The 26,451-nt window shown below is 68.2% G+C and carries 25 protein-coding genes; 10 read left to right on the plus strand and 15 right to left on the minus strand.

Annotation, left to right across the window (positions count from 1 at the left end):
• Positions 1 to 109: 109 nt before the first annotated feature.
• Entirely contained in the window at positions 110 to 526 is a 417-nt protein-coding gene (locus tag LQZ85_RS10930; RefSeq protein WP_056277731.1) for a metalloregulator ArsR/SmtB family transcription factor, read from the minus strand.
• 104 nt (positions 527 to 630) lie between these two features.
• Here LQZ85_RS10930 and LQZ85_RS10935 point away from each other — a divergent pair, with 104 nt between their 5' ends.
• Positions 631 to 2,061 carry a potassium transporter TrkG gene (locus tag LQZ85_RS10935; protein WP_053098848.1) on the plus strand — a complete coding sequence of 477 codons (1,431 nt, stop codon included), beginning with the start codon at positions 631 to 633 and terminating at the stop codon, positions 2,059 to 2,061.
• Positions 2,054 to 2,725, plus strand: a complete 672-nt coding sequence (locus LQZ85_RS10940; protein ID WP_047520565.1) for a TrkA family potassium uptake protein — start codon at positions 2,054 to 2,056, stop codon at positions 2,723 to 2,725. The genes LQZ85_RS10935 and LQZ85_RS10940 overlap by 8 nt, the downstream gene beginning before the upstream one ends.
• Positions 2,726 to 2,746: 21 nt before the next feature.
• Here LQZ85_RS10940 and LQZ85_RS10945 read toward each other — a convergent pair whose 3' ends face one another.
• Together LQZ85_RS10945 and proC are read right to left on the minus strand one after the other, a co-directional pair.
• The gene (locus LQZ85_RS10945) at positions 2,747 to 3,034 is read right to left on the minus strand and encodes a DUF1905 domain-containing protein (protein ID WP_053098847.1); all 288 of its coding nucleotides are present in this window, start codon (positions 3,032 to 3,034) and stop codon (positions 2,747 to 2,749) included.
• Position 3,035: 1 nt separating this feature from the next.
• Positions 3,036 to 3,875 (minus strand): pyrroline-5-carboxylate reductase, encoded by an 840-nt coding sequence (gene proC / locus LQZ85_RS10950; RefSeq protein ID WP_056277093.1) that lies wholly within the window; start codon positions 3,873 to 3,875, stop codon positions 3,036 to 3,038.
• Between the two features lie 60 nt (positions 3,876 to 3,935).
• Here proC and LQZ85_RS10955 point away from each other — a divergent pair, with 60 nt between their 5' ends.
• On the plus strand, positions 3,936 to 4,907 hold the full coding sequence (locus tag LQZ85_RS10955) for a cation diffusion facilitator family transporter (RefSeq protein WP_072590790.1): 972 nt from the start codon (positions 3,936 to 3,938) through the stop codon (positions 4,905 to 4,907).
• Positions 4,908 to 4,930: 23 nt separating this feature from the next.
• Here the strand turns inward: LQZ85_RS10955 and tadA are convergent, their stop codons facing one another.
• Entirely contained in the window at positions 4,931 to 5,386 is a 456-nt protein-coding gene (tadA, locus tag LQZ85_RS10960) for a tRNA adenosine(34) deaminase TadA (protein ID WP_056277087.1), read from the minus strand.
• An 81-nt stretch (positions 5,387 to 5,467) separates the two neighbouring features.
• Here tadA and upp point away from each other — a divergent pair, with 81 nt between their 5' ends.
• Positions 5,468 to 6,100, plus strand: a complete 633-nt coding sequence (gene upp / locus LQZ85_RS10965; protein WP_042538962.1) for a uracil phosphoribosyltransferase — start codon at positions 5,468 to 5,470, stop codon at positions 6,098 to 6,100.
• Here the strand turns inward: upp and LQZ85_RS10970 are convergent.
• Positions 6,085 to 7,065, minus strand: a complete 981-nt coding sequence (locus LQZ85_RS10970; protein WP_056277084.1) for a LysR family transcriptional regulator — start codon at positions 7,063 to 7,065, stop codon at positions 6,085 to 6,087. The genes upp and LQZ85_RS10970 overlap by 16 nt on opposite strands.
• A gap of 122 nt (positions 7,066 to 7,187) precedes the next feature.
• Here LQZ85_RS10970 and LQZ85_RS10975 point away from each other — a divergent pair, with 122 nt between their 5' ends.
• Positions 7,188 to 8,195, plus strand: a complete 1,008-nt coding sequence (locus LQZ85_RS10975; protein WP_056277081.1) for a putative oxygenase MesX — start codon at positions 7,188 to 7,190, stop codon at positions 8,193 to 8,195.
• A 20-nt stretch (positions 8,196 to 8,215) separates the two neighbouring features.
• Entirely contained in the window at positions 8,216 to 9,253 is a 1,038-nt protein-coding gene (locus LQZ85_RS10980) for a methionine synthase (protein ID WP_157538097.1), read from the plus strand.
• A gap of 28 nt (positions 9,254 to 9,281) precedes the next feature.
• On the opposite strand, the gene LQZ85_RS10985 is transcribed toward LQZ85_RS10980, so the two are convergent.
• The 3 genes from LQZ85_RS10985 to nadE form a co-directional block, all read right to left on the minus strand.
• On the minus strand, positions 9,282 to 10,073 hold the full coding sequence (locus tag LQZ85_RS10985) for a hypothetical protein (protein ID WP_056277076.1): 792 nt from the start codon (positions 10,071 to 10,073) through the stop codon (positions 9,282 to 9,284).
• A gap of 24 nt (positions 10,074 to 10,097) precedes the next feature.
• Positions 10,098 to 13,568 (minus strand): bifunctional RecB family nuclease/DEAD/DEAH box helicase, encoded by a 3,471-nt coding sequence (locus LQZ85_RS10990; RefSeq protein WP_082586510.1) that lies wholly within the window; start codon positions 13,566 to 13,568, stop codon positions 10,098 to 10,100.
• Between the two features lie 68 nt (positions 13,569 to 13,636).
• Positions 13,637 to 14,455, minus strand: coding sequence for an ammonia-dependent NAD(+) synthetase (gene nadE, locus LQZ85_RS10995; RefSeq protein ID WP_056277074.1), 819 nt, complete (start codon positions 14,453 to 14,455; stop codon positions 13,637 to 13,639).
• Positions 14,456 to 14,567: 112 nt separating this feature from the next.
• Between nadE and LQZ85_RS11000 the strand changes: the two genes are divergently transcribed.
• Positions 14,568 to 15,125, plus strand: a complete 558-nt coding sequence (locus LQZ85_RS11000; protein ID WP_056277071.1) for a nucleoside phosphorylase — start codon at positions 14,568 to 14,570, stop codon at positions 15,123 to 15,125.
• A 26-nt stretch (positions 15,126 to 15,151) separates the two neighbouring features.
• Here the strand turns inward: LQZ85_RS11000 and LQZ85_RS11005 are convergent, their stop codons facing one another.
• From LQZ85_RS11005 to LQZ85_RS11020, 4 genes are all read right to left on the minus strand, one after another.
• On the minus strand, positions 15,152 to 18,148 hold the full coding sequence (locus tag LQZ85_RS11005) for an SMC family ATPase (protein WP_056277068.1): 2,997 nt from the start codon (positions 18,146 to 18,148) through the stop codon (positions 15,152 to 15,154).
• 51 nt (positions 18,149 to 18,199) lie between these two features.
• Positions 18,200 to 19,354 (minus strand): exonuclease SbcCD subunit D, encoded by a 1,155-nt coding sequence (locus LQZ85_RS11010; protein ID WP_053098836.1) that lies wholly within the window; start codon positions 19,352 to 19,354, stop codon positions 18,200 to 18,202.
• Positions 19,355 to 19,463: 109 nt separating this feature from the next.
• A complete protein-coding gene (locus LQZ85_RS11015) occupies positions 19,464 to 20,909 on the minus strand; it encodes an MFS transporter (protein WP_056277063.1) in 1,446 nt (481 codons plus the stop codon).
• A gap of 153 nt (positions 20,910 to 21,062) precedes the next feature.
• On the minus strand, positions 21,063 to 21,371 hold the full coding sequence (locus tag LQZ85_RS11020; RefSeq protein WP_053099389.1) for a GNAT family N-acetyltransferase: 309 nt from the start codon (positions 21,369 to 21,371) through the stop codon (positions 21,063 to 21,065).
• Positions 21,372 to 21,699: 328 nt separating this feature from the next.
• Here LQZ85_RS11020 and LQZ85_RS11025 point away from each other — a divergent pair, with 328 nt between their 5' ends.
• Genes LQZ85_RS11025 through LQZ85_RS11035 form a run of 3 tightly spaced genes read left to right on the plus strand, consistent with a single transcriptional unit; the run spans position 21,700 to position 23,631 of the window.
• Positions 21,700 to 22,401 carry a winged helix-turn-helix domain-containing protein gene (locus LQZ85_RS11025; protein ID WP_053098834.1) on the plus strand — a complete coding sequence of 234 codons (702 nt, stop codon included), beginning with the start codon at positions 21,700 to 21,702 and terminating at the stop codon, positions 22,399 to 22,401.
• Between the two features lie 34 nt (positions 22,402 to 22,435).
• Positions 22,436 to 23,395 (plus strand): hypothetical protein, encoded by a 960-nt coding sequence (locus LQZ85_RS11030; RefSeq protein WP_056277061.1) that lies wholly within the window; start codon positions 22,436 to 22,438, stop codon positions 23,393 to 23,395.
• Between the two features lie 38 nt (positions 23,396 to 23,433).
• Positions 23,434 to 23,631 carry a hypothetical protein gene (locus tag LQZ85_RS11035; protein ID WP_053098832.1) on the plus strand — a complete coding sequence of 66 codons (198 nt, stop codon included), beginning with the start codon at positions 23,434 to 23,436 and terminating at the stop codon, positions 23,629 to 23,631.
• Positions 23,632 to 23,634: 3 nt separating this feature from the next.
• Here the strand turns inward: LQZ85_RS11035 and LQZ85_RS11040 are convergent, their stop codons facing one another.
• Genes LQZ85_RS11040 through LQZ85_RS11050 form a run of 3 tightly spaced genes read right to left on the minus strand, consistent with a single transcriptional unit; the run spans position 23,635 to position 26,403 of the window.
• Complete coding sequence (locus LQZ85_RS11040) at positions 23,635 to 24,390, minus strand: ATP-binding cassette domain-containing protein (protein ID WP_053098831.1); 756 nt, start codon at positions 24,388 to 24,390, stop codon at positions 23,635 to 23,637.
• Positions 24,387 to 25,412, minus strand: coding sequence for an iron chelate uptake ABC transporter family permease subunit (locus LQZ85_RS11045; protein WP_056277058.1), 1,026 nt, complete (start codon positions 25,410 to 25,412; stop codon positions 24,387 to 24,389). The genes LQZ85_RS11040 and LQZ85_RS11045 overlap by 4 nt, the downstream gene beginning before the upstream one ends.
• Positions 25,405 to 26,403, minus strand: a complete 999-nt coding sequence (locus tag LQZ85_RS11050; RefSeq protein ID WP_056277730.1) for an iron chelate uptake ABC transporter family permease subunit — start codon at positions 26,401 to 26,403, stop codon at positions 25,405 to 25,407. The genes LQZ85_RS11045 and LQZ85_RS11050 overlap by 8 nt, the downstream gene beginning before the upstream one ends.
• Between the last annotated feature and the right edge of the window lie 48 nt (positions 26,404 to 26,451).

The following is a 26,451-nucleotide window of genomic DNA, read 5'->3' on the forward strand; positions in this document are numbered from 1 at the left end:
CACGCGACTCACGATGGCACCATCCGAGTCACGCGGGCTGGGGCCCGCGGCCTCGCCCCTGACGACACGCCCCCCGATCGTCAGGGGCGATGTGTGTCTCCGGCCGCGATCAGCCGCCGAGGCGCTTGAGAGCCGTCGCGACCACGTGCTTGGCCGATGCCGCGGCACGGCCGACGACCTCGGCCGCGTGTGCGGCTCCGTCGGGCAGCGGCAGTCCGGGGTAGTCGATGTCGGGTGCGTCGTCGCCGTAGGCATCCATGAGGAAGGGCACGAGCCAGTCGTCGACGGCCTCGAGCGGCTCGACGGCCAAGCTGTAGAAACGACGCTGCCCGTCTTCGCGGACGCTGACCAGCTCGGCCTCGCGCAGGACCTTCAGATGCTTCGAGACGGTCGGCTGGCTGATGCCGAGGTCGGCGACGATCTGGCTCACGCTCGTTCCGGCATCCCCTTCGGCGGTGCGTCGCAGGAGAAGCTGGAGAATGTCTCGCCTCGTACCGTCTGCGATCACGTCGAAGATGTCCGTCATGTGATCAGGGTAGTCGTCCCCGGCACGGAGTACCATGACGAAGGCTCGGCGATCAGCGCCGTGCATCCGCGTACGTCGGAGCAGGAAGATCGAAGGGGGACGCGATGTCGGGCATCGTTTCGGCGTCGTCGCCTCGACAGCGTCTCCAGAACGCCGCCTCCTGGGGCAAGCACATCATCACGTCGTCGCCCTCGCGCTTCGCGATCGTCATCTTCGCGCTGCTCATCCTGGTCTTCACGGTGCTGCTCTCGCTGCCGATCGCCTCGGCCTCGCGCACGGTCACGCCGTTGGCCGATGCACTGTTCACCGCGGTCTCCACCATCTGCGTCACGGGACTCGCGACCGTCGACATGGCGACGTACTGGTCGCCCTTCGGTCACGTGCTGATCTTCATCGGCGTCAACATCGGCGCGCTCGGCGTTCTCACCCTCGCCTCGTTGATGGGCATGCTCATCTCCAAGAGACTGGGACTCCGCGCCAAGCTCCTCGCCGCGGGAGACACCAACCCCCTTCGCGCGCACGGTGGCGTGGTGAACGAGAGCCAGACCGTCCGGCTGGGCGAAGTCGGTCAGCTCCTGACGACCGTGGCCGTCTCCGCGCTGATCATCGAGGGCGTGCTCGCGGTCCTCCTCTACCCCGCACTCGTGATGGCCGGGGTCGAGCCGATCGCAGCGCTCTGGGAGGCCCCCTATTTCGCCGCGATGGCCTTCACCAACACCGGCTTCGCGCCGAATGCCGGCGGAGTCGCCGTGTTCGCCGACGACTATCTGGTCCTCACGCTGCTGATGGCAGGCGTGTTCCTCGGCAGCATCGGCTTTCCGGTGATCTACACCCTGGCCAAGCACGTGTGGCACGTGAAGAAGTGGTCGCTGCACACCAAGCTCACCCTGGTCACCACGGTGCTGCTCTTCGTGCTCGGCGCCGCCGTATTCCTGATCCTCGAGTACGCGAACCCGAAGACGTTCGGGTCGATGGATGCCGCGGACACGACCTTCCAGGCGTTCTTCCTGTCCGCGATGACGAGGTCGGGCGGCTTCAACGTGATCGAGATGGACGATCTGAACGGCTCATCCCTCCTCGCCGCGAGCATGCTGATGTTCGTCGGCGGCGGCTCGGCCTCCACCGCAGGCGGAATCAAGGTGACGACCCTGGCGGTGCTCGCGATCGCGGTGTGGTCCGAGGCCAAGGGCCGTCAGTCCGTCGAGGCGTTCGGCCGTCGCATCCCCAGCGACGTGCAGCGCGTCGCGTTGAGCGTCGTCGCCTGGGGAGCCACGATCGTGGCACTCTCGACGATCATCATCGCCCAGATCACCAAGGCGGACATCAGCCACGTCCTCTTCGACGTCATCTCGGCTTTCGCCACCGTCGGACTCTCGACCGGCCTCACCGCCGATCTCCCCGACGCCGGTTCGTACGTCCTCGCGACCACCATCTTCATGGGGCGCGTTGGTACAGTGACTCTCGCCGCGGCCGTCGCCGCGACATCGCGAACGCAGTACTACTCACTGCCCGTGGAAAGGCCGATCGTTGGTTGAAGTCCTCCGGGGCGACGCTCCCGTCCTCGTCATCGGTCTCGGCCGGTTCGGTGCCGCCTGCGCAGGCGAACTCGATCGTCTCGACCGCGAGGTCCTGGCGATCGACGACAACCTCGAGCTCGTGCAGAAATGGTCGGACCGCGTCACGCACACGGTGCAGGCCGACGCCAAGAACATCGACGCCCTGCGGCAGATCGGCGCGCAGGACTTCCAGGTCGCCGTCGTCGCCGTCGGCTCGTCGATCGAGGCGTCGGTGCTGATCACCGCGAACCTCGTCGACCTCAAGGTGCCGCAGATCTGGGCCAAGGCGGTCTCGCAGTCGCACGGCAAGATCCTCGCCCGCGTCGGCGCCAACCACGTCATCTACCCCGAGCGAGAAGCCGGTGAGCGCGTCGCGCACCTCGTCTCCGGCCGGATGCTCGACTTCATCCGCTTCGACGACGACTTCGTGCTGGCCAAGATGTACCCGCCGAAGTTCATCCGCGGCGTGGGTCTGAACGAGTCCGGCGTGCGCAGCAAGTACAAGGTCACGGTCGTGGGAGTGAAGAGCCCGGGCAAGCCGTTCCGCTACGCCGAGGCGAACACGATCGTGACCAACCACGATCTGATCATCGTCTCGGGCACCAACAGCGACATCGAGCGCTTCGCCGCCCTCGACCGCTGACCGGCATCCGCGCGACGGACGTCAGGCGTCGATGTCGAGCGCGATCTCGACGAGGTCGTCGACGCCGACGCCCTCACGGTCTTGCAGTGCCTTCTTGATCGGCACGATGTAGCCGCCGTCCTTGGGCCAGAGGGCGGTGGTCACGGTCGTGTCGCCGATCGTGACGGATGCGGGGATCATCCCCCATCCGTAGGTGACGACGCTCGCGACCTCACCGATCATCTCGCTCTCCGCCGGCGGCACGGTGACGAAATGGAACGGCGCGGGACCGCGCCAGAACCAGATCTCCCCGGAGAACCGCAGCTGCATGTCAGGCTCCGGCCGCGAGTTCCTTCGCGCGGGCGAGCGCGGCGGCGGCAGCATCCGCGAAGGTGCGATCGAGGTGCGCGTCCTGCAGCACCGCCACGGCCTTCTCGGTGGTGCCCTTGGGGCTCGTGACCCTGCGGCGGAGCTCGGACGGCTCCTCACCCGACGCATCGAGCAGCGCAGTGGCGCCGATGAAGGTCTGCTCCACCATGACCCGCGCGTCGCTCTCGCTGAAGCCCATTCCGACGGCTGCCTTCGTCAGCTCCTCGATGAGCAGGTAGACGTAGGCGGGGCCGGAACCCGAGATCGTCGAGAGGGCGTCGATCTGCGATTCGGGAACCTCGACGACCGCGCCCACGGTGGCGAAGAGGCGGTGCACGAGGGCGAGATCGTCGTCGGATGCCGCTGCCCCCGCGGCCAGACCGGTGACTCCCTTGCCAACTGTCGAGGGCGTGTTCGGCATCGATCGGATGACCCGCACGTCGGCGCCGAGGTTGTCGGCGAAGGTCTGGAGCGTGACGCCCGCGGCGAGGCTCACGACGATCGCGTCGTCGGCCAGATGCGGGGCGATCTCGCGCAGCAGATCGGGGACCATCGCGGGCTTCACCCCGACGAGGACGATGCGAGCCTTCGCGACCGCATCCGCGTTGCCGTCGGTGGTCTCGGACAGGGCGATGCTCCTGACCCCGTCGAGGTCGGCGAGGGCCGCCGCCTTCTCGGGCGTGCGGTTCGTCGCGGTGATTCCTCCGTCGACCTGGATGCCGGATGCGGCCACCCCTCGGAGGATCGCGCCGCCCATCGATCCGGCACCGAGGAACGCGAGAGCGGGAAGCGAGTCAGCCATGTCGCCATCCTACGGCGGGCGCACCGGGCGACCACCGACGAGCCGATCTAGACTCGACGCATGAGTGCATCCGGCGGCGGCAAGGCCATTCTCGCGGCGTTCCTGGCGAACCTGGGCATAGCCCTGGCGAAGTTCCTCGCGTGGGCGCTGTCGGGATCCGCATCGATGCTCGCCGAGGCGATCCACTCGGTCGCCGACTCGGGCAACCAGCTGCTGCTCATGCTGGGCGGACGCAAGGCGAAGCGCGAGGCGGACAGGGCGCACCCCTTCGGCTACGGGCGGGAACGGTACGTCTACGCGTTCGTGGTGTCGATCATCCTGTTCTCCGTCGGAGGTCTGTTCGCGATCTACGAGGCGATCGACAAGCTCACGCACCCGCATGAACTCGACAAGACGTGGTGGTGGCTGCCGATCGTCGTGCTGGTGGTCGCGATCGGCCTCGAGTCGTTCTCGCTGCGCACCGCCGTCAGAGAGAGCAATCTCGTCCGTGACACGGGCCAGTCCTGGGTGTCGTTCGTGCGCCGCGCGAAGGCGCCGGAGCTCCCCGTCGTGCTCCTCGAGGACGTCGGGGCACTCACCGGTCTCACGTTCGCACTGCTCGGCGTCGGGCTCACCGTGATCACCGGAAACCCGCTGTTCGACGCACTCGGCACATTGATGATCGGCATCCTGCTCGTGCTCATCGCGATCGTGCTCGGCGTCGAGACGAAGAGCCTCCTCGTGGGCGAGGGCGCCACGCAGGCCGATCACGATCGCATCGTCGACGCGATCAACGCGGGCGACGAGATCGAGAAGATCATCCACATGAAGACCCTCTACCTGGGCCCGGACGAGCTCATGGTCGCGGCGAAGATCGCACTCAACGCGAACAAGCCGCTGCGCGAGGCAGCTGTCGACATCGATGCGATCGAGGCCCGCATCCGCGAGGCTCTTCCGATCGCACGCGTGATCTACATCGAGCCCGACGTGTACCGGCCGTCGCTCGACCCCGAGCCGTCGACCGACGTCTTCGTGCTCAAGTCCTCCGACTGATCGCGCGCGGGGTGCCGTAGCCGTCAGCGCCGCTGCTCGAAGAAGCTCCGCAGCAGGGCCGTGGCGGCATCCGCTTCGACCCCGCCGACGACCTCGGCGCGGTACGGCAGCCGACGGTCGCGCAGCACGTCGTACATGGAGCCGGCGGCCCCCGCCTTGTCATCCCACGCGCCGAAGACGACGCGGCCGATCCGCGCCTGCAGGATCGCCCCCGCGCACATGATGCAGGGCTCGAGGGTCACGACGAGGGTGTGGCCGTCGAGATTCCACGAGCCGACGGACGCCGCGGCCGACCGCAGCGCCGCGATCTCGGCGTGCCCCGTGGGGTCGTGGGTCGCCTCACGATGATTGCGTCCTTCGGCGATGATCCGGCCCTCTGCGTCGAGCACCACCGCGCCGACCGGGATCTCCGAGGCCGCCGATGCCTCGGCCGCGAGCTCGAGCGCGCGTCGCATCGCACGGGCGTCGGAGGCGGTCATGCGTCGAGCCTACGACAGCCGCTCGGGCAGCCGGCGGCATCCGATGTCGTACCGGAGCCCCCGGCGCATTAGCCTGTATCCATGCGTGTCCACGTCGCCGACCACCCTCTCGTCACTCACAAGCTCTCGGTGCTGCGCGACCATCGCACCCCGTCGCCCGTCTTCCGGCAGCTGACCGAAGAGCTCGTGACGCTTCTCGCGTATGAGGCGACCCGCAACGTGAAGGTCAGTCCGGTCGAGATCACCACTCCCGTGACGACGACGATGGGCGTGAAGATCTCGGAGCCCCGTCCGATCGTCGTGCCGATCCTGCGCGCCGGCCTCGGCATGCTCGAGGGCCTGGTGAAGCTGCTGCCGACGGCAGAGGTCGGGTTCCTGGGCATGGTCCGCGACGAGGAGACCTTCGAGCCGACCACCTACGCCGAGCGCCTTCCCGACGACCTGAGCGATCGTCAGTGCTTCGCGATCGATCCGATGCTCGCGACCGGCGGCTCGCTGGCTGCCGCCATCCAGTTCCTCTTCGACCGCGGGGCCAAGGACGTCACAGCGATCTGCCTGCTCGGCACTCCCGAAGGCCTCGCCGCCATCGAGGCGCTCGTCGGAGACCGCGACGTGACGATCGTGCTCGGGGCCCTGGATGAGCGCCTCAACGAGAAGGGCTACATCGTGCCCGGACTCGGCGACGCCGGCGATCGGCTCTACGGCACCGTCTGACGGATCTCCGGCTCGCGCGGTTCGTCCTCGAGAAGGGGCACGCCGAAGCTCGCCACCACGTCTCGCACCTCGCCGAGGTACTGCTGAGCCTGTTCGGTGAGCGGTATGGCCGTGCGTCCGATCCAGCCGATCTCGATGCGCTCGTCGACGTCGAGGGGCACGGCGACGATCTCGGGATCGAGATCGTCGCTGATGATGCCGGTCGAGATCGTGTATCCGTCGAGACCGATCATCAGGTTGAAGATCGTCGCTCGATCGGAGACCCGGATCTCCCGCGCACTCGAGAGGGTCGAGAGGATCTCCTCCGCGAAGTAGAACGAGTTGTTCGCGCCCTGGTCGAAGGTGAGACGCGGAAGGCCGACGAGATCGTCGAGGGTCGCACGGTCTCGCGACGCGAGTGCGTTCCGCCGTGAGACGAAGATGTGCGGCTCGGCGATGAAGAGCGGATGGAATGCGAGACCCGAGTCCCGCAGGAGCTTGTCGATCACGTTGCGGTTGAAGTCGTTGCGGAAGAGGATGCCGAGTTCGCTGCGGAGCGTCCGCACATCCTCGATGATGTCCCACGTGCGGGTCTCGCGGAGCGAGAACTCGTATTCGGCGGCGCTCGAGCGCTTGACCATCCGCACGAATGCGTCGACGGCGAAGGAGTAATGCTGGGTGGAGACCCCGAGGAGGCGGCGCGACGGTGGCCGCCCGAGGTAGCGCTGCTCGAGAAGCTCGGCCTGCTCGACGATCTGTCTGGCATACCCGAGGAACTCCGTGCCGTCGCTCGTGAGCGTCACCCCTCGCGCCGACCGGGTGAGCAGATCGCGTCCGACTCGGCTCTCGAGGTCTTTCATCGCCGCGGACATCGTGGGCTGCGCGACATAGAGCACGTCGGCCGCCGCGGTGATGGACCCCTCCGCAGCGACCTCGATGAAGTACTGGAGCTGTTGCAGTGTGATCCCGCTCGATCGCCTAGGCATAGGAGAAGGCTATATCACCGCATAGCGGAGCCGAATTACCCGATAGCTCCGGCATCGCTGCACTATGAGATCACCGCTTTCGCGAGGCCCGATGGGCCTCCCCTCTTCCGGATTGGCCCCTCATGGCGAACGAGATCACGTTCAGCATCACGACCACTCGCTTCGACGAGGACTATGCCCCGTCCGACAGCTCGCGCATCACCACGAACTTCGCCAACCTCGCGCGCGGCGAGCGCCGCCAGCAGAACCTCCGCAACGCCCTGGAGATGATCGACCGTCGCTTCAACGACCTCGCGGGCGGCGACGAGCGCTACACGGTCGAGCTCGACATCGTCTCGGTGCAGTTGCGATTCGCCGATGGCAACGACGAGGAGTTCCCGGTGCTCGAGGTGCTCGACGTCCACATCGTCGACCGGCTGACCGGCGAACGCCACCATGGGATCGTGGGAAACAACTTCTCCTCCTACCTCCGCGACTACGACTTCAGCGTCGTCCTGCCTGCGGCGAGCGCGGCCGCCGGCGGATTCTCCACTCCCGACGACTTCGGCGTGCTGCACGGCAAGCTCTTCCAGCATTTCCTCGAGTCCGAGGCGTACCAGGAGCGCTTCTCGACCCTGCCGGTGATCTGCATCAGCGTCTCGACCAGCAGGACCTATCACCGCAACGGCAACCACCACCCCGTGCTCGGCGCCGAGTACGTGCAGGACTCCTTCTCGCTCACCGACGAGTACTTCGGGAAGATGGGGCTGCAGGTCCGCTACTTCATGCCACGCGGCAGCGTCGCCCCCCTCGCCTTCTACTTCCGCGGCGACCTCCTGAGCGACTACTCCGATCTGCAGCTCATCGGCACGATCAGCACCATGGAGACCTTCCAGAAGATCTACCGGCCTGAGATCTACAATGCGAATGCGCCGGCCGAGAGCGTCTACCGTCCGAGCCTCGCCCACGACGACTATCAGCAGACGGAGATCACGTACGACCGCGAGGAGCGCAGCCAGCTCGCCGTCGTGCAGGGACGCTACGCCGATGAGCACTTCGTCACGCCGCACCGGACGGTGCTGGACCGGTGGGCTGCCGGGTATCCCGCTCCGTCCTCCCCCGCGTCCGCCTCCCCCGTTGCGGTCCGATGACCGGCCGCGGATCGTCGACCGTGCGAGAACTCCTCCCCACCTCGATCGTCGGAAGTCTGCCCAAGCCGGCGTGGCTCGCCCGGCCCGAAGTCCTCTGGTCGCCGTGGGAGCTGCAGGGCGATGCGCTCGTGGAGGGCAAGCATGACGCCCTGCGCGCCGCAGTGCACGAGCAGCGTCGACGCGGGATCGACATCATCAGCGACGGGGAGCAGACCCGTCAGCACTTCGTCACCACCTTCATCGAGCATCTCGACGGAGTCGACTTCGAGAATCGGGAGACGGTCCGCATCCGCGACCGCTATGACGCGAGCGTGCCGACCGTCGTCGGCGCAGTGAGCCGCCGCGCGCCCGTGTTCGTGGACGACGCGGCCTTCCTGCGCCAGCAGACCGACCAGCCGATCAAGTGGGCGCTGCCTGGCCCGATGACGATGATCGACACGCTGTCGGACCGCCACTATCGCAGCCGCGAGAAGCTGGCATGGGAGTTCGCGACGATCCTCAATCAGGAGGCGAAAGAGCTCGAGGCAGCCGGAGTCGACATCATCCAGTTCGACGAGCCCGCGTTCAACGTGTTCTTCGACGAGATGAAGGACTGGGGCGTCGCTGCTCTGGAGCGGGCAGCAGAAGGACTGCGTGCGGAGACCGCGGTCCACATCTGCTACGGCTACGGGATCAAGGCCAACAACGATTGGAAGGCGACCCTCGGAGCCGAGTGGAGGCAGTACGAGGAGTCGTTCCCCCTTCTGCAGCGATCCACCATCGACATCGTCTCGCTGGAGAGCCACCACTCCCACGTGCCGCTCGACCTCATCGAGCTGATCCGCGGCAAGAAGGTGATGCTCGGCGCGATCGACGTCGCGAGCGAGCAGATCGAGACTCCGGAAGAAGTCGCCGACACCCTGCGGCGCGCGCTCGAGTTCGTCGATGCGGACCTGCTCATCCCCAGCTCGAACTGCGGGATGGCGCCCCTACCGAGGCGCGTCGCTCTCGACAAGATGAGCGCCCTGTCAGCGGGAGCGCGAATCGTGCGCGACGAACTCGGCGGCACAGGCGTCTGACCGCGCTCGAACAGCCGCGTCGTGTGACTCACGCCCTCACGAGGTAGCAGCGCTCCTCGCCGTACTTCGTGAAACCCGCTCGCGCGAGGATCGGCGCGGAGGTGGCGGTGCGCCCCTTCACCAACGCCGTGGTCGCTCCCCGTGCCGCGCTCTGGCGAAGCCGCTCCACGAGGACGGCACGGTAGGCTCCTCGTCCCCGTGCCTGCTCGATCGTCGCCGCTCCCCACAGACGTGCGAAGCCGTCGACGATCGTGCAGCCGCCCGTGCTGACCGCCTCGCCGTCCGCGCTGAGACGGGCGAGAACACGCACCTGCGTGCCTGCGTCGTACGCCGATGTGATCTCGTCGAGTTCGATGCGCAGGCCTTCGTCATCGAGCGGCTGCTGCTTCCAGACCGGCACATTGATCGCGTCGACTTCGCGAACCTGCTCGAGCGTTCGCACGACCTCCGCCCTGGCTTCAGGCGGGACATCGCTCGCGGCGCTGTCGATCGTGGCGCTGTCGATCCGGCTCGCGAAGACGGCCACGGTGTCGATGTGCTCGGCTCCGCGCTTGCGGAGCTCGGCTTCGAGATCGGGGCGGTCGGACGCGTTGGTCCAGAACCGCAGCTCGCTCTCGTCCCACGCCCTCGTGCGGTCGATGGCGTGTTCTACGACGGTCGCGGCATCCGCATCCGAGTCGACCTGCGAGCCGCGCACTCCGCCACCGAATCGCGTCGGATACCGCACCAGCTGCAGATGGCTCCGCTGCTGCTCGCTGCCGCGGGGAAACCACACCCACGCCGCCGAGGCTCGCAGGACATCATCGATCGTGTGAGTCATCGCTCTCCTCTGCCGACGGCGACCTCAGCTCGCCGCTCCGACCAGACGCGCGAAGGCGCTCATCCGAGCGACCCCCTCGGGAGTGCGCGGAAGATCGTCGAGCAGGGCCGGTGAGTGGATGAGGTACGCCGCGACCTGCGCCCTCGAGATCGCCACGTTCAACCGATTCTGCAGCAGGAGGAACTCCGGGCCTCGCGGAGCATCGCGTCCGCTGGACGCCGCGAGCGAGGTGATCGAGACCACCGCCTCCTTGCCCTGGAAGTTGTCGACCGTGCCGACCGGGACGTCGTGGAAGCCCGCCGCGGCGAGCGCATCGTGCACGGTCTGACGCTGGGCGTTGTACGGCGCGACGACGATGATGTCGTTCTGCGCCAGCGGGCGCGCCGTGGACTCCGCATCATTGTCGGTGAACGTGCGTCCGACGAGACCGCGTACCAGCGCCACCACTTCGGTCGCCTCTTCCGGCGACTCTGTGGCGTTGCCTCGATGCCGCAGCGGGACGACGTGGAGCCCCGCGTCGACGCCGTCGATCGACCGCCTCTCGGTTCCGGGTGCCGAGGCGAGCTGGCCCGCGTACGCGAGCCTGGACACCGGGGCCGCGACGAACGGATGCATGCGCCACGATCTCGCGAGGAAGTAGCCGTGATCGGGCTTGATGACCGCGTCGCCGTCCATGACCCAGCCGAGCGCCGAGGTGTCGACCGGCTCGGGGTGCGCGCCCTGACTGACCTGAGGAAGCTGCTGAGGGTCTCCGAGGAGCAGCAGGTTCTTCGCTCCGGCCGCGACGGCGATCGTCGACGCGAGCGAGAACTGCCCTGCTTCGTCGACCACGAGGAGATCGAGCCCTCCGCGCTCGACGCGGGCGGTGTTGCTGAAGTCCCACGCTGTGCCGCCGACGACCGCACCGTGCTCGGCCTGCTCGGCGAGGAATGACGCCATGCCGTTCTTGGAGATGACGGTGTAGCCCGGCTCGACGGAGGGGTCTTTCGGAGCCTTGCCGACCTGACTCGCCGGCACACCGTCGGCGACGACTCGTTCGAGGAGGTTCTCGATGATCGCGTGGGACTGCGCCACGACACCGATCCGGAATCCGTGCTCCTTCACCAGCCGGGCGATCACCTGCGAGCCCGTGTAGGTCTTGCCGGTCCCCGGGGGGCCCTGCACGGCGAGGTAGCTGCGGTCGAGATCGAGCACGCCTCGGACGATGGCGTCGATCACGTCGTCGCCCTGCTCGGGCAGCGGACGACCGGACAGCGTGCGCGGAGGGATGCGACGAAGCACGTCGGTGGCCGCGTCACGCGGGAACCCGGGGGCGGCCGCGTGGACGGAGTCCGCCCACTCATCGATCGCGCCCTGCAGCGAGACGACGCGTGGCGGCGCAGCCGGAGTGAGAGCGAGGGGAAGCTCGTCCCAGGTCTGCCCCTGGATCGCCGTCTCGGTGATCAGGTAGCCGTCGTCGAGCACCTCGGCGACCGTGACGGTGTGAGGGACATGCACCGCTCGTGACGGTGCCTCGGTGTCGAAGGGAGCCGGCACCGGATACAGGGCGAACGGCTGCGCCCCGGCGCCCAGAGTGGTGCCCGGCGACACCTCGCCGCGGATCTCGATGTCGCGCGACATCACCCGTCGGCCCTCGCCGATGCTCCAGTCCCTCTGCACGCGCGATGAGGCGCGGTCGATGCGCACGACGTCACGCGTGCCGTCCCACATCGTGACGGGTTCGCGCAGTCGCTGGAAGTGCGAGACCCAGAAGCTCTTCGCCTCGCGCGGGAAGTAGTCGATCGCCGCGGCCGCGATGCGATGCACCTGACCGTCGTCGCCTGCGTCGACCGCGCGCTCCGCATCGGCGAGCAGTGACACCGAGCGCGGTGACGGCTCGTAGATCACCTCGTCCGCTTCATCCGGCGGCGCCGGAGTCACGCCCTCAGCCCTCGCGATGTCGATCAGCCAGTTGCGGAGGCGCCGGGTGGAGACGCAGTCGTAGCGGTTGTAGTCGGCGAGGTCGGCGAACACGGCATCCGCTTCTTCCTGCTCCCCCGCCGCCGCGAGCTCTCGAGCCGCGACGTACTGCACGATCGAGTCATCGCCCTTCTGGACGTCGCTCGTGCGCACATCCGCGCCCATGTAGAGAGGCTCGAGCTTCTTGATGGAGTACGACCTCGTGCCGACCCGCACGGTCCGCAGCACGAGCGGATACAGGTCGACGAACACTCCTTCACGCAGCAGTCGATCGATCTCGCCCTCACGGACGCCGTGCCGCGCCGCCATGGCCACGAGGTGCGAGGTCTCATACGGGGCGTAGTGATAGATGTGCATGCCCGGATGAGCCGCGCGCCGCAGCTTCACGAAGTCGAGGAACCTCTCGAACGCCTCGCGTTCCGCCGCGAAATCGTGTGCCCAGAGCGCGGTGTACTGATCGGAGTTGTCGACCCATCCGAAGAGGTAGTCGATCCCCCAGTGAGCCTGACCGTCCGGCGCCGGCTCGGTGTAGAGAGGGTCACCCTCGAAGTCGAAGAAGATGTCTCCGTGGCTCGGCACCGGGAGCGTATGGATCGCGGCCGCGTAGTGCACGTCATAGGTCGGCGCACCGTCGGCATCCGCCTGGATCTGCAGTCGGGCCTGTGCCCTCAGAGTCTCGAACGTGTCGGTGTTCATGCCGTCAGGGGGCGTGGGCGCCTCTGCCAAGGCATCGATGGTCTCGATGCCGGCGGCTCTCAGTCGCGCACGCTGCACGGGCCGCATGCGGGCGACCATGAGGAGATCTCGGTGCGCGATCACCTGTTCCTCGCAGGTGGCGCAGCGCCCGCACGCCACGACCTCGAGATCGCCGCGGTCGTCGCCCCACGCCAGCGCGGCCCCGGCGGAACCGTCGTCGATGCGACGATCTGCGATGAGCGCGCGCAGACGCGCCCGTCGCACCTGGAACAACGGGAGGAGGTCGTCGACGGAGTGGGTGCTCACTGAGCCGTCGCCGAGGATGAGGTCGACCTCGTCGGATCGTGGGATGCCGAGCCGATCGAGCTGATCGACATATGCCGCGAGCTGCATGAGGGCCGTGACCCGCGCTTTTCGGGCGAGCTTCGAGTCCTGCACCCGCCAGCGACCGTCGTCGTCGCGCTTCAGGAAATCTGCGAATCCCACGAACTCGGGTGTAGCGAAAGCCGCCTGGAAGACGACGACAGCGTCGGAGCCGAGTGCCTGGACCGTCTCTTCGACCGCCGCCGCCAGGGCAACTGCGTCGACGGACGACACCTTCTCGACGAGATGCACCCGATCGGCGCCGAGATCATCGAGATAGCGCGCCAAGACGTTCCGCTCATGCACGTCTCCGAGCAGCGCCGCCCGCGCCAGCGTCGCGTCTTCGGGCTCGTCGATCGCGGGGACCCGCCCCAGCTTGGCGTCGATCGCACGGCACCACGCGAACTCGCATTCGGCGGCCGCCTTGAGGTCGCTCGCGCTCCAGATGACGCGCTGCGCCTGAATGTCGATCCGCACGATGCTCCCGTTCTGTCGGACACTTCGACACTAGCCGCGGCATCCGACACGGGATCACGATGGGCCGCTCAGCGCCACCAGGAGTCGTCGGGCGTGACCGGCAGGTTGCGCTTGTGCTGGGTGGCGAGATAGCGCGACTCGATGCGCCCGGCGACCTCCGGGTCGACCTGGCGCCCTTCGAGGAAGTCGTCGATCTGCTCGTAGGTGAGTCCGAGCTCGTCCTCATCGGCGCGACCGGGCTGACCGTCGAGCAGATCGGCGGTGGGCACCTTGTAGGCGAGCTGGTCGGGAGCGTCGAGGAGCAGGAGAAGCGAACGCCCCTGCCTCTTGGTGAGCCCGGCGAGCGGGAGGATGTCGGCGGCCCCGTCGCCGAACTTCGTGTAGAAGCCCGTCACGGCCTCAGCCGCGTGGTCGGTGCCGATCACGAGCAGACCGTCGTGGCCGGCCAGCGCGTACTGCGTCACCATGCGCACTCGCGCCTTGATGTTGCCGCGATTGAAGTCGCTGATGTCGCTCGTGACGGCGAACTCGATGTCCTCCTCGACGCCGTCGACGCCGTTCTGGATGTTCACCTCGACCGACGCATCCGGCTCGATGAACTCGAGTGCTGCCTGGGCATCCGCCGCGTCCTTCTGGATGCGGTACGGCAGCCGGACGGCGAGGAACTTCGCCTCCCCGCCCTCTGCTCGCACCCGCTCGACGGCGAGCTGCGCCAGACGACCGGCGAGTGTCGAGTCCTGACCGCCCGAGATGCCGAGCACGAAACCTTTCGCGCCGGTGGTGCGCAGGTAGTCGACGAGGAACTGCACGCGGCGCTCCACCTCGATCTCGGGGTCGATCTCGGCCCTCACGCCGAGCGCTTCAGAAATCTGCTGCTGCAGGGTCATGTGTTCCTCCGGTCTACCCGACGTCAGTATCCTCCTCCAGTGTTACATCGAGATGACGTGGATCGCACGCGCGTGACTCCGCGGCGGCCGATGCACCTGAGAGGATGGCGGAGTGAAACTTCTCGTCGCAGCCATGGCCTCCGAACTCGCAGCGTTCCCGGAGGAGCTCGAGGGATTCGACCAGCTCGTGACCGGCGAGGGCAAGATGCAGGCCGTCTACGCCCTGACCCGTGCGCTCGACGCCAAGGAGTACTCCGAGGTCGTGGTCGTCGGCACCGCCGGTGGGATCGACCCTGAACTCGAGGCGACGGTCCACGAGATCGGCAGCGCGCTGCAGCATGACGTGTTCGACCTCGACGGTGTCGCAGGGCAGCACGTCTCCCTGCCGGCGCGCGTGTCGACGGGCCGCGAGGGTGTGCTGATCGCGACCGGAGACAGCTTCGTCGGCGATGCGGGGATCACGGCCGTCATCCGGCCGTCCGGTGCGGGACTGGTCGACATGGAGACCTATGCGTACATCTGGGTCGCCGAGAAGTTCGGGGTGCCGATCCGTGCTTTCCGAGCGATCTCCGATCGAGCCGAGGACGGTGCGCTCGTCGACTTCCGCGAGGCGATCGCCCGCTGCAGCGTGCAGCTGCGCGAGGTGATCCGTCGGGAGTACGGCGTCTGAGACACGCACCGCGTCGGTGCGGGGTCTCAGCGAGTCTCGATGACGCTCGGCCCGTTCGGCGTCGCGCGTACGGAGAGCTGCGCGGGGATCTGCTCCTGCATCGCCTCGACGTGGCTGATCACCCCGACGGTGCGACCGCCCTGTCGGAGCTCGTCGAGGGTGCGCATAGCGACGTCGAGCGTGTCGCCGTCGAGGGATCCGAACCCCTCGTCGATGAAGAGGGTGTCGAGACGGATGCCGCCGGCTCGCGCCGTGACCACCTCGGCGAGTCCGAGAGCGAGGGCGAGCGAACTCAGGAACGTCTCGCCTCCTGACAGGGACTGCGCTGGCCTCGTCTGGCCGGTGAATGCGTCGAACACGACGATCCCGAGCCCGGATGCCGCGCCGCGCGCGGCGAGCGCGTCGGAGTGACGCAGTTGGTAGCGCCCGGTCGACATGTCACCGAGGCGTCGATTGGCCGCCTCGACGATCTCCTCGAGCTCCGCGGCCAGCACGAACGTCTCGAGGGTCATCTTTCGCGTGTTCGCACCGCGCCCGGCGATGGTGTCGGCCAGGTTCTGCAGGACTTCGTACTCGGCGGCGTCCTCCGCGGTGCGCGCGTGCTCGGCGGCGGCGGCCTCGATGAGTGCTGCGAGCTGCTCCGCCACGGCGGCAGCTCGCCCGGCTTCGTCGACCGCTGCCGACCAGCGCTGCCGAGCGGCGAGGGACCTCAGCTCGGCGGGATCGAGATCGATCGGCTCCTCGGGCAGCGTGCGCAGTTCGAGGTCGAGGAGGATCGCGCGCTCCTTCTCTCTGAGCACGGCATGCTGCGTGATCCGGCTCTCGAGCGCCGCCTGGGAAGCGGCGGAGCGCAGCGCCCGCTCGACAGCGGCCACGTCGGGAAACTCGGAGGCGGCGAGTGCGGCGTCCCGCTCGAGCATCGCCGCGGTCGCCGCCTCTGCTCTGCGCTCACGTTCGGCCGACGCCTCGACCAGCGCGAGAGCAGCCTGAACTTCATCGAGCGTCGCAGCGAGCCGCGCTGCCACGGAGTCGAACGGTCCTTTCGCGTCGGCGATCGCCTGACGCGCCTCGGCCATGCGCTGAGCCACGAGCGAGTGCTCCTCGCGGGCTGCGGCCAGCGCGGCGGAGTCACGTTCGCGATCGATCTCGAGCTGCCGGATGCGTTCGATCAGGGCGTCGCGCCGCTGTTCGAGCCTCGTCCGCTCGTGCGAGGCCTCGACGCTCTCCGCGTGTGCGGCGGTCGCGTCGTGCAACTCTGTGGCCGCCTCATCGGCTGCTCGGCCGTCGGCCCGGGTGACTGCGGCGGCGAGATCCGCACGCAGCGCGGACACGTGCTCGGCGGCGTCCCGCTCACGCCGGGCGATGATGTCGCGCTCGGTCTCGGCTTCGTCGACGTCGTCGGCGGACACCGGATCCGTGTGCACGGCGGGAGCGGGATGCTCGGGGGATCCGCATACCGGACACGCGTCGTCGTCCTGCAGGGAAGCCGCCAGCTCTCCCGCGATGCCGTCGAGGCGCCGCTGTCTGAGCTGAGCCAGCGCCGTCTGGGCCGCGGCGAGCGCGGCGCTGGCCTCAGCGAGCTCTCGCTCCGCGCCGCCGTGCGCGACGCGGAGGCGTTCCGCCTCGAGCGCCGCCGCATGCCGCACGGCGGCACCATCTCGCGCTGCAGCCAGATCCGCGACGCGATCGGCACGCTGCCTCGCGGCGTCGCGGTCCAGAGTGAGCTGTTCGAGCTGTCCCGGAAGAGCGAGGCGATCGGCCTCCGCGGCCTCGATCCGCGCGGTCGCCGCCGCCACGGCATCCGCGGCCGCGGTGAGTTCGGCGTCGAGAGCGGACGCGGAACCCTCCAGTTCCGCCGCCCGCTGCCACGTGCCCGTCTGCCTGGTGCGCTCAGCCGCCCATTCCGCGAGATCGTCCGTGACGATGTCGTGAGCCGCCCACACGGCGCGTGCGCGCTTCTCGGCTTCGATCGACGCATCGAGCGCAGAAGACGCCGTCGCCGCGGCCGTGATCGGGCCCCGAAGAAGCTCCGCAGTCCGAGCCTCGTGCAGTTCCGTCCGCGCGTCCGCGATCCGATGCTCCTCGGCCTCGAGACGATCGAGCGCTGCCCTGGCACGATCGCGCTCGATCTGCGCCCTCTGCTCGTCTCGCAGCGTCGCGAGCGCCGCATCCGCGGCATCCGACTCCTTCTCGGCGTCGACACGCTCCGCCGCGCGACGCTCGGCGCGGTAGTCCGCTCGAGCCTGAGCGCGACGCAGACGGTCGAGACGCTCGTCCGTCGTCATCACGAGGGACTCCGCCTCACTCGATGCGGTGTCGCCTCCCTGCGCGTCGCTGTCATGCCCGAGGTCGGCGTTGTCGACCAGTCGCTCGCCTTCGTCGAGGCGGGCTGACACGGTGGCGAGACGGGCTCCGAGTGACCGCTCCGCCGCCTTGCGTCGCTCGTCGAAACGCGTCTGCACGTCCTCGAACCGCTCGGTGCCGAACAGCCGCCGCAGCAGCGCCTGCCGCTCACGACTGCCGGCGAGCAGGAACTCCGAGAAGCGGTTCTGCGCGAGCAGGATCACCTGCAGGAACTGCTCACGGCTGAGCTGCAGGATCTCGTCGAGTTCGTAGGCTGCCTCGCGTTCCTTCGCAGCGAGTCCGATCCACTCGCCGCCGACCAGCGTGTCGAGATGCACGGCTGCCGACTGCACCGTCATCCCGCCGCCACGCTTCTTGGGCCGCTCGTACTCGGGCGAACGTGTGACCCGGTATCGGCCTGCCGGAGTGCTGAACTCGACGACGACCTCGGTGACGTCGTCGGGCTCGCAGTGGTCGCTGCGCAGTCGCTTCTCGCCACCCTCGTACCGTGGCACCCCACCGTAGAGAGCGAAGCAGACCGCATCGAGGATGCTGGATTTGCCTGCTCCCGTGCGACCGGCGATCAGGAAGATGCCGTCGTCTGCGAAGGCGTCGAAGTCGACGACCTGACGATCGCGGAACGGCCCGAAGCCCTCGACCTCGAGGAGGTGCAGCTGCATCAGAGCGCCTCCTTCGCTGTCGGAGAGTCTTCGCGTCGAGCGGCCACCGGACTAGACGAGGGCTTCTGCACGAACGCGGTCATCGAGCACCTCGCGGATCAGCTCGGCCTCGCGCTCGGTCGCCCCGTGTCCTGAGCGGACGTGCTCGAGGAAGGCCTCGATCCGTTCAGGATCGGTCACGGCACCCTGCAATCTCTCGACGTACGACCGCTCGATCGTCTCCGAGGTCTGGGACGGCTGATGCTGCACCATCGCGCAGTGCGGATACCGCTCACGGAGTCGGCGCATCGGCTCTGTCTGGGCGAGCGCGTCGGTGTAGACCGCGCAGACCCAGTCCTCCGCGTGGGCGGCGACGTTCTCGGTCGACAGGATCTCCTCGAGGGTGCCCGTGAGCGTGACGAGACGGCGAGGCACGGGGAGCTCGAGCCACTCGACCGATGCCAGTCCGGTCGCGTCGAGCTCGACCAGCCAGGACCCGCGCGGCTTGTTCTGCTCGCCGAAGCTGTAATGCAGGGGGGCGCCCGAGTAGCGCACGCGCTCGCTGATCTGCTGGCGCCCGTGGATGTGACCGAGGGCGACGTAGTCGGGACCGTCGAACACGGTCAACGGCACGACGTCGAGACCGCCCTGCCGGACCTCGCGCTCGAGGCCCACCGTGGCGTCGACCCCGGCGGAGAAGCAGTGGGCGATCGCGACGGACCGGCCGGGGTGTTCATTCATACCGACCCGTACGAGGTCCATGGCGTGCGCCAGCGTCTGAGCCTGCGTGCGCAGTTCGGCCCCGTTCCAGTGCTGTCGGACGATGGCGGGCTCGAGGTAGGGGATGCCGAAGAAGTGCACGGGGCCGTCGGCGTCTGTCAGTGTCACCGGAGTGCCGATCGCGAGGGGGTCGGTCAGCACATGGATGCCGTCACGCAGCAGTCGCGCCTGGAACCCCAGCCGCGCGGCGGAGTCGTGGTTGCCGCTCGTGACGATCACACGGGCCCCCGTCTCGTGCAGCGCCACGAGAGCGTCACCGAGAAGCGTGTACGCGGGGCCGGCGGGGGTCGCCGAGTCGAACACGTCGCCGGCGACGATGACGACGTCGACCGCGTGGTCGCGAACCTGCGCCGTGAGCGCCCCGAGCACCTCGGCCAGCGCGTCCATGGTCGAGTTGCCATGGAAGGTGCGGCCGATGTGCCAGTCGGAGGTGTGCAGGATTCGCATACTCACACGCTACGAACCCCCACCGACATTCGGTCCGAGGCGTGCCGTGGCGCCCGTTCCCCGCATCGAGATCTCCGCGATCCGGCCGAGAGAGGACGCCACGACGACGTCAGTGCGCAGCGACGGCCAGTCCCGGCTGCGCCGGCATCAGCTCGTCCTTCGTGCCCCGCACCATCACCGCGGCGATCACGGCGGCGACGAGCATGAGGATCGACGCGACGATGAAGACCCAGCCGTAAGCGTCGGTCAACTGCCCGGGGTCGAGATCCGCCTGGGCGTGCCCTCCGACCGACGCGGCGTACACGGCTGTGAACACCGACAGGCCGATCGATCCGCCGATCTGCATGGCCGAGTTGGCGACTGCCGACGCGATGCCCGCGTCGTGCGGAGCCACTCCGGTGAGAGCGAGGTTCTGCAGCGGGATGAAGACGAAGCCCATGCCGACGCCGAGCAGCACGAGCGCCGGGGCGATCTGCACCAGGTAGGCGCCGTCCGGGGTGATGCCCGACAACAGGAACAGACCCGCCGCGGCGATGAGCGGTCCGACGATCATCATCGGCCGCGGTCCGATCACTCCGAGCAGCTTGGTCGCGATCGGGGCGATGATCATCGTGGCGATCGGCAGCGGCAGGGTCGCCGCGCCCGCCTGAAGCGCGCCCATCCCGAGCACGAACTGCAGGTGGAAGGTCAGGTAGAGCGTCGCGCCGATCATGATCGCTCCGGCCACGCCCTGGATCAGGAACGCACCACCCCTGACCCGGTCCGCGACGACCCGCAGCGGAAGGAGCGGCTGGGCCACGCGGCTCTCGACCCAGACGAACGCGGCGAGCAGCACGACTCCGAGCACGAGGAAGGTGATGGTGAGCGGGTCGCCCCAGCCGTTCTCGGCGAGGCTGAACCCGTAGACGAGGGAGCCGAGACCGAGGGTCACGGTGATCGCGCCCCAGACGTCGTAGCGGTTGTCGCCGTCCGCCCTGCTCTCCGTCAGGAAGAGCGCTCCGCCGATCAGTCCGATCGCGACGAAGAACAGGTTGACGAGCAGGCACCAGCGCCAATCGGTGAACTCCGTGAGGAATCCGCCCAGGAGCAGACCGACGGCCGCTCCTGTTCCTGCGACCGTCCCGAAGACGGCGAACGCCGTGTTGCGCTCCTTCCCGGAGGGGAAGGTCACGGTGAGGAGAGCGAGGGCGGCGGGAGCGAGGAGCGCGGCGAAGACCCCCTGGAGGCCGCGCGCGAGGATCAGCTCCCAGCCGGACTGCGCGAGGCCGCCGAACAGGGACGCCGCGCCGAAGCCCACCATCCCGATCATGAAGGTGCGCTTGCGACCGAGGTAGTCGGCGATGCGTCCTCCGAGCAGAAGCAGCGCGCCGAAGGCGAGGGCGTAGGCCGTGACCACCCACTGACGCTGGCCGTCGCTCAGACCGAGCGATGCCTGCGCCTGCGGCAGGGCGATGCTGACGATGGTGCCGTCGAGGACGACGATCAGCTGCGTGAGGGAGATGACGACGAGCGCCCACCACCGTGTCTGGGGGCGGGCGCGCAGGGACGATGACATGGAAGAACCTCCGGTGTCGGGGACGATGCCGGAGGTTTCGAGCCTCGGACCAGCGCGCGTCAGCGCCTGACCACCTCAGCCGACGGGGCTGAGCAGAGCATCCATATTACCGGAGGAATGACGCCGCGTAACACAGCGTCACACGTCGATGCGTCAGCGCGAGCGCAGCAGAGACGCGTGCTCGGGATGCGCCTGGAACCAGTCGGCGACATACCAGCACACGGCGTCGACCTTGCGATCTCCGCGCTCCTCGATCTCGGCGACCGCTCCCTCCACGACGACGCCCGCGTAGCCGTGGCCGCGGAAAGTCGGGATGGTGAAGGCTCGCGTCAGGGCGATCGTGTTCCCGTCGTCGCGATAGTCGAGCACGCTGACGAGCTGCCCGTCGCGCGTCAGCGTGTACCGCGAGGCGTCCTTCTCATCAGTGAGGATGAAGCCGGCAGCGAGGGTCGAAGTGGTCACCTTCTCCACGTTACGCCTCGCTCCCCGGCCGGCGGCCGTTTTGACACGCGCGGACTTCTTCCGACATAATCCCCCCATGACTACCAACGCAAGCCCTTTGTCCGCCCAGGAGGCGAACAGGACTGCCGGGATGATGATGCCCGGTCGCGTTGGCATGTGTTGCCGAATGTGTCGCTGAACGAACAGCCACTCCGTCTGACCTGACTTCTCGCGATCTGCGAGGACTGGTCTCCGAGCACCCACCCCGTGCTCGCTTCCCGGCTCGCCCGGTCATTCATGCAACGCATCAGAGCCTTCTTCCGGCTCACGTCCTGAGGACTACATCATCATGTCGAACATCGCACTTCTCGAGCGTCCCGCCGCCGCCACCGCCGTCCGCACCGTCTCGTCGGAGCCCGCCGCACCGCTCGATGCAGATCTTCCCGCCGTCCGCTCGCCGCGAGGATTCGCCCTCTACGTCGGTCTCGACGAGATCAAGGCGGCCGAAGCCGGCGTCAGCCTCCCGCTCCTGGTCGACGCTCTGCGCCGCACCCTCGCCGAGCTCGCACCGGGTGCCGAGACGCACGCCACCGTCGCCCTGGCCCCGCACGGCTCCGGCGGCCGCGACCTCGACGTCGTCCGTCTCGCACTGCACGAGCCGGGTGCGATCGCACGCACCAAGGCCGCTGCCGAAGAGGAGGCGACCGACGAAGAAGGCGGCGTCGTGGTCGACATCTCGCGCAAGCGCGTGCTGATCGACGGCGAGTCCGCGGCGTTCACCTACAAGGAGTTCGAGCTGCTGCAGTACCTCGTGCTCCGTGAAGGACGGACGATCGAGCGCAGCGAGCTGGTCTCCGCGCTCTGGCAGGCGCAGGACGACGAGACTCCCGGCGAGCGCACGATCGACGTGCACGTGCGGCGTCTGCGCGCGAAGCTCGGCCGCTACGAGGACATCGTCCGCACCGTGCGCGGCATCGGCTACCGCTTCGACCGGCACGCCGACGTCGTCATCCGCTACGGCCACGGAACGCCCTCGCCCGACCGCTTCTGATCCGAGTGTCAGCCCCGCCACGTATGGTGGGCGCATGACCCTGACCGCGGATGCCGGAGCCGCCGATGCGGCCTCCCGCGGCGCGCCGCGCGAGACCGTGTATCGGCCGGCCGCACCCGTCGATCTCCGCGCGACGGTGGGCATGCTGCGACGGGGGCCCGGCGACCCGACCATGGTGTTCGACGGCCCGGTGATCTGGCGCACGCTGCGAACGCCGCTCGGTCCTGCCGCACTCGCGCTGCGCGCCCGCGGCGACGAGATCATCGCCACGGCGTGGGGCGACGGAGCGGAGCACGCGCTCGACAGCGTCCCGGAGCTGTGCGGCGCGAACGACGACCCCACCGGCTTCGATCCCTCCCATCATCCGCTGATCGCCGACGTCGCACGCCGGTCGGTCGGCATCCGCCTGGCTCGCACGGGCGTCGTGTTCGACGCTCTCGCGTGCGCGATCATCGAGCAGAAGGTGACCGGCCTCGAGGCGTTCCGTGCATGGAGACAGCTCGTCACGAAGTTCGGCGAGCGCGCACCCGGTCCCACCCCGAGGCCGATGTACACCGCCCCCACCGCCGCGCAGTGGCGCCGCATCCCGTCGTGGGACTGGCACCGGGTCGCGGTGCAGCCGCCGCAGTCGAAGACCGTCGTGCGCGCCGCCGAGCGCGCTGAGAGCGTCTCGCGCGCACTTCTGGCCGCCCCCGCCGGCGAGGAGCGCGATCGCGTGCTGACGAGCTTGCCGGGCGTCGGCATCTGGACCTCGGCCGAGACCCGCATCAGAGCCCTCGGCGATCCTGACGCCGTGAGCGTCGGGGACTACCACCTGGCCCATCAGGTCGGCTATGCCCTCACGGGCCACCGCACGGATGACGACGGGATGCTCGAGCTGCTCGCCCCGTGGGCCGGCCACCGGCAGCGAGTGATCCGCCTCATCTTCGCGAGCAGGGTGAGCGAACCCCGTCGTGGGCCGCGGCTCTCCCCCGAAGATCATCGGAGTCGCTGACCCTGCCGCACGGCGCGGATCGCCCCTAGGCTGAGGCCATGTCCCGCAACGCACTCCGCTTCTCCGTCACGGCAGGGCTGCTCATCGTCGGTGTCGTGATCGGCCTGATCTTCCAGAACGTCTGGCTCGGCATCCTGCTCGCCGCGATCGTCTGGCTCGGCTGGTTCATCGGCTACGAGTCCCGGCGCGGCCACAACACCGGCGTCAACGACGAGGACCACGGCGTCGAGCTCTGAGCGTCAGTAGTAGACCGCCAACGGACCGGACGGCCCCTCTACCACCCGCACGGGCGTATCGAACACCCGGGTGAGCACGTCGCCGGTCATGATCTCGGCGGGCGACCCGAACTCGATGACGGCTCCGTCCTTCATGGCGCAGATGTGGTCGGCGTAGTGCCCCGCGAAGTTGATGTCATGCAGCACGATGACGATCGTGCGCCCCAGCTCCTCCGACGCCCGGCGCAGGTGCTTCATCATCTGCACGGCGTGCTTCATGTCGAGGTTGTTGAGTGGCTCGTCGAGCAGCACGAACTCGGTGTCCTGCGCCAGGACCATGGCGACGTAGGCTCGCTGTCGCTGGCCGCCGGAGAGCTCGTCCAGGTATCGACCTTCGAGGTCCCCGAGATCGAGGAAGTCGATCGCTCTGCTGATGAGCTCCTCGTCGGCGCGCGTCAGCCGGCCCTTCGAATGCGGGAAGCGCCCGAAGCCCACCAGCTGGCGCACGGTGAGACGGGTGACGAAGTGGTTCTCCTGCCGCAGCACCGAGACGATCTTGGCGAGATCCTTCGACTTCGTGGTCGCCACGTCGTATCCGGCGATCTCGATCGCTCCGGCGTCCATGCCGCCGAGCCGGCCGATCATCGTCAGCAGAGTCGACTTTCCCGCGCCGTTCGGACCGATCAGTGCCGTGATGCCGCCGGAGGGGATCCGGAGGTCCACAGGGCCGATCGCGACCTGGTCGCTGTAGTCGCGGCGGACGCCGTCGAGTGTGATCACAGCCTGCCCTTTCTGAGGATGACGACGAGGAACACGGTTCCTCCGACGAGTTCGATGAGGATCGACACCATGCCCTGCGCGTAGAAGACGTTCTTCATGACGAAGTACGCCCCGGCGAGGATCGTGAAGGCGGTGAGCACCGCCACCGGGAAGATGAGCCGGTGGTCGTATGTATCGGCGAACTGGTACGCGAGGGTCGCGACGAGAAAGCCGAGGAACGTCATCGGGCCCACCAGCGCGGTGGAGGTCGCCATCAGCACGGCGACGAGGAAGAGCACGGCATAGAGCTCACGCTTGTGGTCGAGTCCGAGCGAGCGCGACACGTCGGGTCCGAGCGCGAGGAGATTCAGCCGCCGTGCCCGCAGCCACAGCAGCGCGGATGCGGCGACGCACAGCGGAATCGCGAGCGGCAGGTAGGACGCGTCCGCGTTGGAGACGTTGCCGAAGAGGCGAGCCGCCAGCACGTCGAACTCGCTCGGTGTGAGCAGCCGCTGCATGAAGGTCGAGATCGCCCCGAGTCCGCCGCCGATGATGATCCCGATCAGGAGCATGATCTGGAGGTTTCCGTAGCGCCCCGACAGCAGCCATCCATAGAGCGCCATCGCGAGCCCCACCATGATGACGACCTGCAGGCCGAACTGCCAGACGCCCTGGATCGCGACGAGCCCTGCGACGCCGAACAGGTAGACCGTAGTCGTCTGCACCACCCGATAGAGCGATTCGAACCCCATGATCGACGGCGTGATGATGCGGTTGTTCGTGACCGTCTGAAAGCTCACGGTCGCGATCGCCTGCGCCACCGCGACCACTGCCATCACGGTCACATTCGTCACGCGGAGCTTCGCGATGCGCCAGAACCCAGGCGATCCGATCGGCATGGGGTTGTCCCAGGCGAGCAGGGCGAAGGCGAAGGCCGCGGAGAGGACGATGAGGACGCCCAGCACCAGGGCGTAGCGACGGCGCGCATGCGCGGACGTGAAGGATCCGGAGGTGCGGGCATCGACCGCGAGTGCGCTAGCCACGACGACGCTGCCTCAGCAGCAGGAGGATGAAGACGATCGCGCCGACGATCCCGAGGATCAGCGAGACCGGGACCTCGAACGGCATGATGATCGTGCGGCCGATGATGTCGCAGACCGTGACGATCGCGATGCCCAGCAGACACACCCACGGCAGGTTGCTGCGCAGGTCGTCTCCTCGGACCATCGAGACGATGTTGGGCACGATCAGTCCGAGGAACGGGAGGTTGCCGACGACGACCGTGACGACTCCGGTGGTGACGGCGATCAGCACGGTCCCGAGCAGGATCACGCGGTTGTAGTCCACGCCGACGTTGGTGGCGATCTCCTCCCCCAGTCCGGCGATCGTGAGGCGGTCCGCCACGATGAAGACGACGACCCCGACGACCGCCACGATCCAGAGCATCTCGTACTGCCCGCGGAGCACCGAGGTGAAGCTGCCGGCGAACCAGACGCCGATCGCCTGGAGCGAGTCGGTGACGAGCGCGAAGTACGTCGACACCGATCCGACGACGGCGCCGAGCATGATCCCGACGATCGGGACGATGAGCGACGACCGGAGGGAGACGCGGCGCAGGAATGCGAAGAAGACCATCGTGCCGATGAAGGCGGCGATGATGGCGCCCGTCATCCTCAACGGGATCGACGGGTTCGGCACCAGCACCATGACGGTCAGCAGACCGAGCCCTGCCCACTCGGTCGTGCCGGTGGTCGTGGGTTCGACGAAGCGGTTCTGGGTGAGGAGCTGCATCACGAGCCCGGCCATCGCCATGGCGGCTCCCGCGAGGACGAGAGCGATCGTGCGCGGCACGCGGGTGATCTGGAACATCTCCGCGCCGTCCGCGGCCCCCGCGATGTCGTATACGCCCGTGAAGAGCGACACGACGAGGAGTGCGACGACGACGAGGATGCCGACGAGCAGCTTCACGTCGAAGAGCCGCCCGACGGAACGGGGCGACTCGATGGATGCGGTGCGGGTGTGGGTGCGGGTCATCATGCGACGCCGGACGGCGGCATCCGCTCGGAGCGGATGCCGCCGGTC

This window comes from Microbacterium sp. Bi98, assembly GCF_918698045.1.
GTDB lineage: Bacteria > Actinomycetota > Actinomycetes > Actinomycetales > Microbacteriaceae > Microbacterium.